The following is a 14112-nucleotide window of genomic DNA, read 5'->3' on the forward strand; positions in this document are numbered from 1 at the left end:
CAACATCTCTGCTTGGAGAATGCCCAGCACTTATGTCAGGGTTCGGCGATTGAAACGCCGTTCCCCGGGGCACCATGGCAATTCTGGCAGCCGTCCACCACCTGACCCATTACAAATACGACCGGCCGGTCGTTCTCGGCCCTCAGGTGATCAGGCTGCAGCCGGCGCCGCATTCGCGCACCAAGGTGCTCAGCCATTCGCTGAAGGTCGAGCCGAAGAACCATTTCGTCAACCTGCAGCAAGACCCGTACGGCAACTTCCTCGCCCGCTTCGTCTTCCCGGAGCCGGTGACGGAACTGAAGATCCAAGTCGATCTAGTCGCCGATATGACGGTCTATAATCCGTTCGATTTCTTCGTCGAGGAATCAGCCGAGAATTTCCCGTTCGAGTACCCGGAAGAGATCAGGCAAGACCTCGCCATATACCGCACGCCCGAGCCGGCCGGCCCGTTGCTGTCGGCCTTCCTGAAAACCATCGACCGCAGTCCGACAAACACGGTCAACTTCCTGGTCGGCCTCAACGCGCGGCTGCAGCGCGAGATCGCCTATATCGTGCGCATGGAGACCGGCGTCTATTCGCCGGAGGAGACGCTGGCCGCAGGCAAAGGCTCGTGCCGGGATTCAAGCTGGCTGCTGGTGCAGATCCTGCGCAACCTCGGCATCGCAGCGCGTTTTGTCTCCGGTTACCTGATCCAGTTGAAGCCGGACCTCGTCTCGTTGGACGGACCGCCTGGAACCTCGGTCGATTTCACCGACCTGCACGCCTGGTGCGAAGTCTATATTCCGGGCGCCGGCTGGATCGGCTTCGACCCGACTTCCGGTTTGCTCACCGGCGAAAGCCATGTGCCGCTGGCGGCGACGCCGCATTTCCGCAATGCCGCGCCGATCTCCGGCATGGCGAGCTTCGCCAATGTCGATTTCGACTTCGACATGCGCGTCGATCGCATCGCCGAGCATCCGCGCATCACCAAGCCGTTCTCGGATGAAAGCTGGGAGGCGCTCGACGCCTTGGGCAACAAGGTCGACGCGGTTTTGCGGGAACAGGATGTGCGGCTCACCATGGGCGGCGAGCCGACCTTCGTCTCGATCGATGATTTCGAGGCCGCCGAATGGAATACGGCTGCCGTCGGGCCGACCAAGCGCGACAAGGCGGATCAGCTGATCCGCCGGCTGCGCGAGCGCTTCGCGCCGGGCGGTTTCCTCCACTACGGGCAAGGCAAGTGGTATCCGGGCGAGAGCCTGCCGCGCTGGACCTTCTCGCTCTTTTGGCGCACCGATGGCGAGCCGGTCTGGCGCGACCCGTCGCTGATCGCGCGCGAAACGAGCACCGTCTCTGTCGGGCCTGAGCAGGCCGCAAGCTTGCTCACGGCGATCGCCGCCGAGCTCGGCATCGACAAGGCGATGGTCGGCGAGGCCTATGAGGATCCGGCCGAATGGCTGCTCAAGGAAGGCAAGCTGCCGGATAATGTCGACCCGTCCAACTCGAAGCTGGAGGATCCGGAAGAGCGCAGCCGCATGGCACGTGTGTTCGAGCGCGGCCTGACCAAGCCGTCAGGCTATGTGCTGCCGGTGCAGCGCTGGAACAGCCAGGCCGCCGGGCAGCGCTGGCGTTCGGAAAAGTGGAAGACGCGGCGCGGCCGGCTGTTCCTGGTGCCGGGCGATTCCCCGGTCGGTTATCGGCTGCCGCTCGGCGCGCTGCCTTACGTGCCGCCGGCGCAATACCCCTATATCGTGCCGGTCGATCCGTCGCTGCCGCGCGCTACGCTGCCGGCGCGCGACGCTCTCTTGCCGGAACCTGCCCCAGCAGAACTTGAGGGCCCCGACGAAATGGCGCGCCGCCAGTTGGCAGCGTCCTTCACCGCGACAACGGGCCAGCAGGACCGCGTCGAGCAGGAGATCACCGAGATCGGCGGTGCGGTGCGCACGGCGCTCACCGTCGAACCGCGTGACGGGCGGCTCTGCGTGTTCATGCCGCCGGTCGAGGCGCTTGAGGACTATCTTGAGCTGGTGGCGGCGGCCGAGAACGCGGCCAAGGCGATCGGCCTGCCGGTGCATATCGAGGGTTATGGGCCGCCGCACGACCCGCGCCTCAACGTCATCCGCGTGGCGCCTGATCCCGGCGTCATCGAGGTAAACATCCACCCGGCCGCCGACTGGCGGGAATGCGTCGCGACGACCACGGCGATCTATGAGGAAGCCAGGCAGTCGCGGCTCGGCACCGACAAGTTCATGATCGACGGCCGTCACACCGGCACGGGCGGCGGCAATCATGTCGTTGTCGGCGGCGCGACGCCCAACGATAGTCCGTTCCTGCGCCGGCCGGACCTGTTGAAGAGCCTGGTGCTGCAATGGCAGCGGCACCCATCGCTCTCCTATCTGTTTTCCGGCCTGTTCATCGGCCCCACCAGCCAGGCGCCGCGCATCGACGAGGCACGGCATGATTACCTCTATGAACTCGAGATCGCGCTGGCCCAGGTGCCGCATCCCGACAAGGGCGAGGCGCCGTTGCCGTGGCTGGTCGACCGGCTGTTCCGCAATCTCTTGACCGACGTGACCGGCAACACGCACCGTTCGGAAATCTGCATCGACAAATTGTTCTCGCCGGACGGTCCGACGGGACGGCTCGGTTTGGTCGAGTTCCGCGGCTTCGAAATGCCACCCAATGCCCGGATGTCGCTCGCCCAGCAATTGCTGGTCCGCGCTATCATCGCGCGGGCTTGGAAGAACCCGCTCGACGGCCGCTTCGCGCGCTGGGGCACGTCGCTGCATGACCGTTTCATGCTGCCGCATTATGTCTGGGCGGATTTCCTCGACGTGCTGGAAGATCTGAAGCTCAACGGCTTCGACTTCCGCCCGGAATGGTTCGCAGCCCAACTCGAATTTCGCTTCCCGTTCTGCGGCGAGGTGCAGCATGGCGGCGTCAAGCTGGAGCTCAGGCAGGCGCTCGAGCCCTGGCATGTGATGGGCGAGCAAGGCGCGATCGGCGGCACCGTCCGCTTCGTCGATTCGTCCATCGAGCGGCTGCAGGTGAGGACGCAAGGCCTCAATCCGGAGCGTCACGCGGTCGTCTGCAACGGCCGCATCGTGCCGATGAAGGCGACCGACAGCAGAGAGGTCGCGGTGGCAGGCGTGCGCTTCAAGGCTTGGCAGCCGGCCTCCGGCCTGCATCCGGCCCTGCCGGTCAACACGCCCTTGGTGTTCGACATCTACGACCGCTGGTCGGGCCGCTCGTTGGGGGGCTGCGTCTATCATGTCGCGCATCCGGGCGGCCGCAACTACGAGACCTTCCCGGTCAACGGCAACGAGGCGGAGGCGCGGCGGCTGGCCCGCTTCGAGCCGCGCGGCCATACGCCGGGTGCCTATGTGCTACGTGAAGAACAAGGTTCTGAAGAGTTTCCCATGACCCTTGACCTCAGGCGACCGGCGAGATTCTGATCGAGCATGGCCAAGGGGAATCAGAAACGGGCGGGCGGCAGGCCGCGGGCGCAGAGCCTGTTGGAGCATTACCGGCCGATTGAAGGCGTCGTCGACGAGATGGTCGACGCGTCGGGCAATCCGCGCCCGGCCTGGCAGTCCTTCATCGGAGCGTTGGACGATCTGGGGGCTGAGGCGCTCGGACAGCGCTTTGCCCGCGCCAACCAATATCTGCGCGATGCCGGCGTCTACTACCGCGTCTACGACAAAGCCGGCGCCAACGAGCGCGAATGGCCGCTGGCGCATGTCCCGCTGCTGATCGACGAGAAGGAATGGGCCGAGATCAGCGCCGGCCTCGTCCAGCGCGCCGACCTGTTCGAGACGATACTGGCCGACATTTACGGGCCGAACCGGCTGATCGAGAAGGGAATCCTGCCGGCGGGGCTGATCGCGGCGAGCCCGGAATATCTGCGCCCGGTGGTCGGCGTCCGTCCGGCCAGCGGCCATTTCCTGCACATGGTCGCCTTCGAGCTTGGCCGCGGCCCCGACGGCCGCTGGTGGGTTCTGGGCGACCGCACGCAGGCGCCGTCGGGCGCCGGCTTTGCGCTGGAGAACCGCGTTGCCACCACGCGCGCCTTGTCTGACATCTATGGCGAGCTGCATGTGCATCGCCTGGCCGGCTTCTTCCGCCGCTTCCGTGATGCGCTGAACGGCATGGCGAAGGATTCCGGCGGCCGCGTCGCCATCCTGACGCCCGGACCGCTCAACGAGACCTATTACGAGCACGCCTATATCGCGCGTTATCTCGGCATTATGCTGCTCGAAGGCGAGGACCTGACGGTGTCCGGCGGCCGGCTGATGGTGCGCACGGTTTCGGGCCTGATGCCGATCGGCGTTTTGTGGCGGCGGCTCGATGCCGCTTTCGCCGATCCGCTGGAGCTCAAACCGGACTCGCAGATCGGCACGCCGGGGCTGGTCGAGGCGATCCGGCGCGGCACCGTCTCGGCCGTCAACGGGCTCGGTTCCGGCTTGGCGGAAACGCGGGCGCTGCTTTCTTTCCTGCCGCGGATCGCGCGGGAATTGCATGGCGAGGAACTCAAGCTGCCGAACATTGCGACCTGGTGGTGCGGACAGCAGGCCGAACGCGACCATGTGCTGGCCAATATTGACCGCATGGTGGTCGGCCCGGCGCTGTCGACACGGCTTGCCTTCGAGGACGATGGCGCGACCAGGCTCGGTTCGGCGCTTTCGGCCGGAGAGCGGGCGGATCTTATCGCGCGGATCGAAGCCGACGGGGTTGGCTTCGTCGGCCAGGAGGCGGTCACGCTCTCGACTACGCCGGTCTTTGCCGGCGGCCGCTTGGAGCCGCGGCCCGCCAGTCTGCGCGTCTACCTGGCGCGAACACACGAAGGCTGGACGGTGATGCCCGGCGGCTTTGCACGCGTCGGCTTCTCGCTCGACCCGACCGCGATGGCCATGCAGCGCGGCGGTCAGGCGGCGGATGTCTGGGTGGTCAGCGACAGGCCTGTCGAGCGGGAGACGTTGCTGCCGCAGGAGACCGACGGCTTCACCCGCACCATGCCCGGCAGCCTGCCGAGCCGCGCCGCGGAAAACCTGACCTGGCTTGGCCGCTATATCGAGCGCTCGGAAGACACGGTGCGGGTGCTGCGCGCTTATCACGTCAGGCTGGCGGAGACATCCGACCCCGAGATGCCGCTGCTCGCCGACATCAGAGACTATCTCGAACCGTTCGGCATCGAGGTCGAAACCGCGATCCCGCTTGGATTGATCGGCACATTGGACAGCGCCGTCTACAGCGCCGGCCAGATCCGCGACCGCTTCTCGCCGGATGGCTGGCTGGCGCTGAAGGATCTGTCGAAGACCATCCACAAATTCGCGGAGACGGTCGCGCCGGGCGACGACGCGACGCGGGCGATGACCGTGATGCTGCGAAAGCTTGCGGGCTTCTCGGGGCTGCTGCACGAGAACATGTACCGCTTCACCGGTTGGCGCTTCCTGGAGATCGGCCGCCGACTGGAACGTGGCATCCAGATCGCGCGCACGCTAGCCAGGCTGACAAAGGCAGACGCGCCCGACGGCGCACTCGACATGATGCTGGAGATCGGCGACAGCGTCATGACCCACCGCCGGCAATATCCGGTTCAGTCAGGCCGGCGCACGGCTATAGACCTCTTGGCGCTCGATCCGCTCAACCCGCGCTCGATCCTGTTCCAGTTCGAGCGGCTCAAGGCCGAGATCGGCATGCTGCCTTCCGTCGGGGGCGAGGGACATATGTCGCCCGCGGCGAAAGAAATCCTGCAGCTCAACACGGCGCTCGCCGTGATGGAGCCTCAGGACATGACCGCGAAGGTGCTGGACGATCTCGCCATTCAGATCGGCGATCTCTACAACAGTCTCGCCAAGGCCTATTTCGGATAAATGCTCTACGACGTCAGGCTTCATCTTCATTACGGCTATGCGGCTGCAGCCGGCGGCGGCAGGCACCAGGTGCGCGTGCTGCCGCAGACGATCGCCGGCGTGCAGCGGGTTATCGCCGCCTCGCTGTCGTTCCAGCCGAATCCGGCCGAGCGCGCGGATTTTTCCGATTTCTTCGGCAACAACGTCACTGCGATCGCCGTTCGCGACGCGCATGAGGAGCTCCACGTCAGGATGAGCGCCCGTGTGTCGGTGTCGCGGCCGGAAGCCGGCCTCGACGTCTCGCCCGACATTCACGGCTTGAGGGCGGAACTCGACGCGGTGCGTTCGCTGTCCGCCGAGGCGCCGCATCACTTCCTCGCCGCCAGCGACCACGCCGGCATCGATCCGGTAATCACGGCATATGCGCGGGAAAGCCTCGCCGGTTCGGCGATCGCCACGGCGGTCGATCTCTGCAATCGGATCCACCGCGATTTCACCTATGACGGCAAGGCAACCACGGTGCAGACGCGCGCCAGCGATGCCTTTGCGCTTCAGCGTGGGGTTTGCCAGGATTTCTCGCACATCATGATCGCCGGGCTGCGCGGGCTTGGTATCCCCGCCGGCTATGTCAGCGGCTTCCTGCGCACGATCCCGCCCAAGGGTAAGCCGAGGCTCGAAGGCGCCGACGCCATGCATGCATGGGTCAAGGCCTGGTGCGGGCGCGATGCCGGCTGGCAGGAATTCGATCCGACCAACGGCATGCGGGCGAGCAACGACCATATCACGGTGGGATACGGCCGCGACTATTCCGACGTGGCGCCGATTGTCGGCGTCCTGAAAATCACCGGCGAGCAGATCGGCGAGCAGGCGGTCGATGTCATCCCGGTCGCTGCCTGAAGGCGCACGATCGGTGATGCGGCTGCTTCTCAAATCGCGATCCCGCCGCTATCTTGCCGCCGGACCGTGGACCGGCCTGCCGGGCACTTGCGCGGAGTTCAATTGTTGACATCGGTCAGCATCATCATTCCAGCACACAACGCGTCGGCAACCGTTGCAGACACGTTGGCAACCTTGCGCTCGGAAGCCGAGATCATCGGCGAAGTGATACTGGTCGACGATTCCTCGACGGACAACACGGCGGCCGTGGCCGCGGACGCAGCCTCGCGGCTGGCGCTGCCGTTCCGGATCATCCGGTCCAATTGTCGAGACGCGGGCGGCTCCCGCAATCTTGCGCTGGCCGAGGCGCGCTTCCCCTGGATCTATATGATCGACGCCGACGATCTGCATATCGAGGGCGGGTTGCGGACGCTGCTGTCCAAGGCCAGGGCCAAGCCAGGCGCCGATATGGTGGTCGGCGCCTACCGCCGGCGGACCGATGGCCGGGACCGACAGTTCAAAACGCCGGCCGGCTACATGACTGCCGGACTCGCCAATGCCTCCGCCTATGTGGATGGCAGGATACGGTCGATTGCCGTCGGCAGCGCGCTGGTGTCGCGGCATACGGTCGGCGACACGCGCTTCCCGACCGGTCTTGCCTACGACGAGGACACATTGTTTTGGGCGCGGGTTATGAGCAAGGCATCGCTCGCGGTCGTGAGGCAACCGATCATGATCTACTTCGTATCGTCGGACCGTTCGGATGACCGCTTCGCGATAAAGCCTGCGCGACGCTTCCTCGAATGGCGCCTGGCGCTGCGCGAACTCGCCGACTGCGGCATTGCGAAATCGTCGTTGAAAGCGAGGGAAGGGCTTGTGGCGCTCAAGATCGCCCGCGTACACTACGCTCGCGGCGATCTCGAAACGGCGGCAAAATTCCTGGCGGTTGCCGAAGCGGCGCCCAAGGTTTCCACCGACATCTGGCGCTGCATGCGCTACCGGCTCAAAATCGCGGCGCGGCGCCGGTTCCCAGCCCATCGCGTCCAGCTGCAAAGTGCCTGATGGCCGACGGGCCGGAACTTGCAGTCGTGGTGATAGGTTTTCGGGCTCCGACCGATCTGGTCGCGGCGGTCAGGTCGGTGCTCGGCCAGAACATCCCGCTCGAGGTGGTGGTCGTGAATTCCGGCGGCGGGAATGCCCAGGCGCTTCTGGCCAATGCCGGACTCGACGTGCCAGTCATCGAGTGCGAAGAAAGGCTCTTTGCCGGGGCCGCGAGAAATCGCGGCATAGCGGCGACGAAAGCTCCTTTCATCGCCTTTCTCGCGGATGATTGCCTGGCATGCCCGCGATGGGCAGAGGTCCGGCTGCGCCATCACCGGGAAGGCGTCGCGGCCGTGGCAAGCGCCATCGCCAACAGTCATCCGCGCAATCTGGTCGCGTGCGCGGCCCATCTCGTTACCTATATGCGGCGCCTGCCAGGTCTTCCCGCTCATAAGGCACTTCGCTACGGTGTTTCTTTCGACCGAAAATTGTTCGATCGGTATGGGCTATTCGACGAACAAATGGCGACGGGAGAAGACACGGAATTCCTGGAAAGGCTGCCGAAGGCGATAGTGCCGCTATGGGAGCCGGCGGTGCTTACCGTCCATCGCAACGAGACACGGCTGATCCGAGTGATTGTCGACCAGTATCTGCGCGGATACCGATATGGGACCTACCTCAAATCCGTTGGGCACCGAAAACCATTGCGGATTTTCAAAGGGGTGTTTCGGGACCGGCGCAATGTCGGCAAGTTCGCAAAAGAAGGCCTGGCCGAAGAGGATAGACGTTTCGCGATGTTATCGCTGCCGATCGTATGGGCGGCATTGTTCGCAAAATCTCTGGGGGCAGCCGTCGGCGTAACGCATGGCGATAGGACAGGCACGCGGCCATGATCACCATGGAGATGAAGCAGCCGCGCCGGCGGCGCGGTCGATGGCTTTGGTCGCGGCAAAGGATCGTCGCCATTTTCAGCTATCGCTACGACGCGCATCTTGTGCCAGACCTCCTCGCCAATCTCGACGCAATCGTCGATGGCTGGATCGCCTATGACGATCGGGCGGCGGATGCGGTCTTCAGCAATGAACCGCAGAGGCGGCGCGCGCTCGTTGCCGCGGCTTATGAGGCGGGTGCCGATTGGCTTTTGGCAATCGATCCGGACGAAAGGCTGGAAGATGCCGTGGCCAGCCGGATCGGCCAACTGACCAGCGGGTCCAGGCGCAATGCCTGGGGATTTCGCCTAAGGGAGATGTATACGCCGGCAAGCTATCGCATCGACGGCGTCTGGGGCCAAAAGATGCAGCACAGGCTTTTCCCCGCCTATCACCCGGATCTGAGCCGCTCGCAAGGGCTGCATGAGGCCTGGTTCCCCGAAGATCTGCGCTTCAAGCTTCGGGACAGCGGCCTTAATCTTTATCATTTGAAGATGATCGAGCCGAAACGGCGCGTGGCACGTCGCGACCTCTACAATCATCTCGATCCGGAGCAACGTTTGCAGCAGATCGGCTACGACTATCTGACGGACGAGTCGGGAGCGGTTCTGGAAGCGATACCGGCCGGGCGAGACTACTTTCCCACCCATGTCGACGACGGCAGGCTTTGGATGGCTGAGGTGTCCGCCGACCGGCGGAGCTGAAGGACGCCCTCTGGGGACGGCGGAACCAGCCGCTGTCGCGCGGCTTATCTACGGACCAGTTCCGTGGAGTTACCATGCTGCAACGAGCACAATCGTCCTTCGGCCGCCTGGCGGGTGGTCTGGAAATACAAGGGAACGGCGCGCAGAGTTCCGCCGAGCGCGCCGCGCTCAGCTATGTCAGCGATGCCGATCCGGGCATCCGGCGCCTGAGAAAAGGCAAGGGATTTTCCTATGTCGGCCCGAACGGGAGTGCGGTCACCGCGGCGACGCTCGACCGTATCAAGGCGATCGTCATTCCGCCGGCGTGGACGGATGTATGGATCTCGCCCGACCCGAACGGCCATATCCAGGCGACCGGCCGGGATCAGCGCGGACGCAAGCAGTACCGCTATCATCCGCAGTGGACCGAGGAACGGGACGGCGTCAAATACTCCAGCCTCGTTGCTTTCGCGGAAAGCCTGCCCTCCTTGAGGCGCCAGGTCGATGCCGATCTGCGCCGTCATGGACTGCCACTGGAGCGCGTTGTCGCCTCTGTCGTCTGGCTGCTCGACAACACCATGATCCGTGTCGGCAATGCCGCCTATGCCCGCGACAACAAGAGTTTCGGCCTGACCACGCTGCGCGACCGCCATGTCGAAATCACCGGTTCCAGCCTGCGCTTCTCCTTCATGGGCAAGTCCGGCAAGGAATGGAAGCTGAAGCTCGTCGACCGACGCATCGCCAAGATCGTGCGCGGCGCGCAGGACCTGCCTGGCCAGAAGCTGTTTCAGTATCTTGATGACGAGGGAACACGCCGGCCGCTGCGGTCGGAGGACGTCAACCGCTATATTCGCGAGGCATCTGGCCCGGAGTTCAGCTCCAAGCATTTTCGCACCTGGGGCGGCACCATCCATGCGGCATCCCTGTTCGCGCAGGCGGAGTTGCCCGAGAGCATCACCCAGAAAAACCGCGTGATGAACAGTGTCGTCGACAAGGTCGCCGAACGACTCGGCAATACGCGAGCCGTCTGCCGCCGGTGCTATATCCATCCGCTCGTATTCGAGGCGTGGGCCGAAGGGAAGCTGCTCGGCGAAATAGCCGAAGCCAACAAACGAAAGCGCCTTATACCGGGCCTCGACGAGGAGGAGACGCTGGTGCTGAGATGGCTGCAGGCGCGCGAAGCCTGACCACCAGGATGATAGCGTAAACCCTCGATAGCCCTACAACTTTTTTGTCGACCTTGTGTCGGGAAGGGTCCTACTGTTGCGTCCTTTGATACGGAAAGGACGCGCCATGCTTTATGCCATCCTCTGCTATGCCTCCGAAGACGTCGTCTGCTCCTGGAGCAAGGAACAGGACGAGGAGGTCATGGCAAAGCTCCTCAACGTACAGGACAAATACGCCAGGGCAGGCCGGCTGGGGCCGGTGGCGCGCCTGCTGCCGACCACAGCCGCGACGACGCTCCGCAAGGTCAACGGCGAATCGGTGGTGCTCGACGGCCCGTTCGCCGAGACCAAGGAGCAGTTCCTCGGCTTCTACACGCTCGAATGCAATCACCTGGACGAAGCCGTCGAGTTCGCCCGCGAACTCTCCGAGGTCAATCCGAGCGGTGGTTCCTACGAGATCAGGCCGATCTCGGTCTTCAATCCGACAAAGGTTCCCGCATGACCGAGCTTGCCTGGATCAGCAACGCGATCAGCACCGCCCGTCCGCAGGCGATGGGCGCGCTGCTGCGCTATTTCCGCGACCTCGACGCCGCGGAAGAAGCTTTCCAGGATGCGTGCCTGAGGGCGCTGAAGAACTGGCCGAAAAACGGGCCGCCGCGCGATCCGGCGGCCTGGCTGATCTTCGTCGGCCGCAACAGCGGCATCGACGCGGTGCGCAAGCGCGCCAGGCAGGCGCCGATGCCGGAAGAGGACCAGATCTCCGATATCGAGGATGCCGAAGGCGATATGGCCGAGCGGCTCGACGGCGCGCATTATCGCGACGACATCCTGCGGCTCCTGTTCATCTGCTGCCATCCCGATCTGCCGGCGACGCAGCAGATCGCGGTCGCGTTGCGCATCGTCTCCGGCCTGACCGTCAAGCAGATCGCGCGGGCCTTTCTCGTCGGCGAGAGCGCCATGGAGCAGCGCATCACCCGCGCCAAGGCGCGCATCGCCGATGCCGGCGTGCCGTTCGAGACGCCAGGCGCGGTCGAGCGTTCCGAGCGCTTGGCGGCGGTCGCGGCCATGATCTATCTGATCTTCAACGAGGGCTATTCGACCAATGGCGGCGAGGCGCCGGCCCGCGCGCCGCTCTGCGAGGAGGCGATCCGGCTCGCCCGGCTGCTGCTCAGGCTGTTTCAGCAGGAACCGGAGATCATGGGGCTGACGGCGCTGCTGCTTCTCCAGCATGCGCGCGCGCCGGCGCGCTTCGACGCGCATGGCGAGATCGTGCTGCTCGAGGATCAGGACCGGTCGCTCTGGAGCCGCAAGATGATCGACGAGGGCCTTGCCCTGGTCGACAAGGCGCTGCGTCATCGCAAGCCTGGCCCATACCAGGTGCAAGCGGCGATCGCGGCATTGCATGCGCGGGCGGCAACACCCGAGGATACGGACTGGACCGAGATCGACCTGCTCTACGGCTTGCTCGAGCAGATGCAGCCGTCGCCGGTAGTGACGCTGAACCGCGCTGTCGCGGTAAGCAAGGTGCGCGGCCCCGAATCGGCGCTGGCAATGATCGAGCCGCTGGAAGATCGGCTGGCAGGCTATTTCCACTTCTTCGGCCTGAAGGGCGGCCTGCTGATGCAGCTTGGCCGCAGCGAGGAGGCGCGCGTGGCCTTCGACCGCGCGATCGCTTTAGCCAATACCGCCGCCGAAGCCGCTCATATCCGCATGCATATCGACCGGCTGATCAAGGAAAGCACCGAGACGTCGCAGGCCAAGAAGGCGCGCTGATCCCACTTTCACTGCTGGCCCAATTTTGCGCGCCGGGGTTGGACCATCCCGGGGTGGCGGTTTTTCCCTGAAACGAGTAATGCCACGCCATGAAAGCGCCGTCGTGCCTCAGGGCGGCGACAAGACGTGGCGCAAGGCTTCGACGCTCGCCATATCCAAGGCGAGATCTGAAAAGGAACAAACATGACGATTGCGAAGGAAACGGCCTCACTTCTGGAGAAACTTGGCGTCGCCAAGGATACGCTTTCCGGCGGCGACCTCATCGTGCGCAGCCCGGTGACGGGCGAGCAGATCGCGGCACTGAAGTCGATCTCGGCGATCGATGCCGGCAAGGCTATCGATGCCGCGCACAATGCCTTCCAGGCCTGGCGGCTGGTGCCGGGGCCGAAGCGGGGCGAACTGGTGCGCCTGCTCGGCGAGGAGTTGCGTGCTCACAAGGCGGAGCTCGGCCGGCTGGTGTCGATCGAGGTCGGCAAGATCCCGTCCGAGGGTCTCGGCGAAGTACAGGAGATGATCGACATCTGCGATTTCGCGGTCGGTCTTTCCCGCCAGCTCTACGGCCTGACCATCGCCACCGAGCGCCCTGGACACCGCATGATGGAAACCTGGCATCCGCTCGGCGTCGTCGGCGTGATCTCGGCCTTCAACTTCCCCGTCGCGGTGTGGTCGTGGAACGCGGCACTTGCACTCGTGTGCGGTGACGCGGTGGTGTGGAAGCCGTCGGAAAAGACGCCGCTGACGGCGCTTGCCTGCGAGGCGATCTTCGAGCGCGCCGCCAGGCGTTTCGCCGATGCGCCGGAAGGCCTGCTCCAGGTGCTGATCGGCGACCGCGCCGTCGGCGAGGTGCTGGTCGACCATCCGAAGGTGCCGCTGGTCTCGGCCACGGGCTCGACCCGCATGGGCCGCGAGGTCGGTCCGCGGCTGGCCAAGCGTTTTGCACGCGCGGTGCTCGAGCTCGGCGGCAACAATGCCGGCATCGTCTGCCCGAGCGCCGATCTCGACATGGCGCTGCGCGCCATTGCGTTCGGCGCCATGGGCACCGCCGGCCAGCGCTGCACGACGCTCAGGCGTTTGTTCGTGCATGAGAGTGTCTATGACGCGCTGCTGCCGCGCCTGAAGAAGGCCTATCAGAGCGTTTCGGTCGGCAATCCGCTGGAGACCTCGGCGCTGGTCGGTCCGCTGATCGACAAGGCCGCCTTCGACAATATGCAGAAGGCATTGAAAGAAGCGGAAGCACATGGCGGCAAGGTGACCGGGGGCAAGCGGTTCGAGAACGGCCATCCCGAGGCCTACTATGTGCATCCGGCGCTCGTCGAAATGCCGAAGCAGGTCTCGCCGGTGACGGAAGAGACCTTCGCGCCGATCCTCTATGTGATGAAATATGCCGATTTCGAGGAGGCGCTCGACCTGCACAATGCGGTCGGCGCCGGCCTGTCGTCCTCGATCTTCACACGCGACCTGCAGGAATCGGAGCGCTTTCTCGGCGTCGACGGTTCGGACTGCGGCATCGCCAATGTCAATATCGGCACGTCGGGCGCCGAGATCGGCGGCGCATTCGGCGGCGAGAAGGAAACCGGCGGCGGCCGCGAGAGCGGCTCGGACGCCTGGAAGGCCTATATGCGGCGCGCCACCAACACGGTGAACTTCTCCAAGGCGCTGCCTTTGGCGCAAGGCGTGTCGTTCGACATCGACTGAGGACATTGAGCGGTTCACCGTTTCACGGAAACGGCAAACCGCCCTATCTCTTTGATTTGACAATTCCGGACGGAAGACCGTTTCACACTTTCCTGGAATTGCTCTGAGCGCCGCGTCA

General features: G+C 64.6%; 10 protein-coding genes. All 10 read left to right on the top strand.

The window, feature by feature from the left end; genetic code table 11:
* The first annotated feature begins 74 nt into the window (after window positions 1-74).
* The 10 genes from CK224_RS06455 to CK224_RS06500 all read left to right on the top strand — a co-directional run bounded on the left by CK224_RS06455 (window position 75) and on the right by CK224_RS06500 (window position 13994).
* Complete coding sequence (locus CK224_RS06455) at window positions 75-3434, top strand: transglutaminase family protein (RefSeq protein ID WP_095781172.1); 3360 nt, start codon at window positions 75-77, stop codon at window positions 3432-3434.
* Window positions 3435-3440: 6 nt separating this feature from the next.
* The gene (locus tag CK224_RS06460; RefSeq protein WP_095781173.1) at window positions 3441-5852 is read left to right on the top strand and encodes a circularly permuted type 2 ATP-grasp protein; all 2412 of its coding nucleotides are present in this window, start codon (window positions 3441-3443) and stop codon (window positions 5850-5852) included.
* Window positions 5853-6728, top strand: a complete 876-nt coding sequence (locus tag CK224_RS06465; protein ID WP_067002343.1) for a transglutaminase family protein — start codon at window positions 5853-5855, stop codon at window positions 6726-6728. It abuts the gene before it with no gap.
* 105 nt (window positions 6729-6833) lie between these two features.
* On the top strand, window positions 6834-7769 hold the full coding sequence (locus CK224_RS06470) for a glycosyltransferase family 2 protein (RefSeq protein WP_067002342.1): 936 nt from the start codon (window positions 6834-6836) through the stop codon (window positions 7767-7769).
* Complete coding sequence (locus CK224_RS06475) at window positions 7769-8641, top strand: glycosyltransferase (RefSeq protein ID WP_067002340.1); 873 nt, start codon at window positions 7769-7771, stop codon at window positions 8639-8641. Before CK224_RS06470 ends, CK224_RS06475 begins: the two co-directional genes overlap by 1 nt.
* Window positions 8638-9381, top strand: coding sequence for a hypothetical protein (locus tag CK224_RS06480; protein WP_067002338.1), 744 nt, complete (start codon window positions 8638-8640; stop codon window positions 9379-9381). Before CK224_RS06475 ends, CK224_RS06480 begins: the two co-directional genes overlap by 4 nt.
* A gap of 74 nt (window positions 9382-9455) precedes the next feature.
* Window positions 9456-10547, top strand: coding sequence for a DNA topoisomerase IB (locus tag CK224_RS06485; RefSeq protein ID WP_067002336.1), 1092 nt, complete (start codon window positions 9456-9458; stop codon window positions 10545-10547).
* A gap of 106 nt (window positions 10548-10653) precedes the next feature.
* A complete protein-coding gene (locus tag CK224_RS06490) occupies window positions 10654-11028 on the top strand; it encodes a YciI family protein (RefSeq protein ID WP_095781174.1) in 375 nt (124 codons plus the stop codon).
* Window positions 11025-12299: an RNA polymerase sigma factor gene (locus CK224_RS06495; protein WP_095781175.1), complete on the top strand. Its 1275-nt coding sequence runs from the start codon at window positions 11025-11027 to the stop codon at window positions 12297-12299. Before CK224_RS06490 ends, CK224_RS06495 begins: the two co-directional genes overlap by 4 nt.
* Window positions 12300-12482: 183 nt before the next feature.
* Complete coding sequence (locus CK224_RS06500; protein ID WP_095781176.1) at window positions 12483-13994, top strand: aldehyde dehydrogenase family protein; 1512 nt, start codon at window positions 12483-12485, stop codon at window positions 13992-13994.
* Window positions 13995-14112 lie beyond the last annotated feature (118 nt).

The sequence above is a fragment of the Mesorhizobium sp. WSM3862 genome (genome assembly GCF_002294985.1).
In the GTDB taxonomy this organism is placed as follows: Bacteria; Pseudomonadota; Alphaproteobacteria; order Rhizobiales; family Rhizobiaceae; genus Mesorhizobium.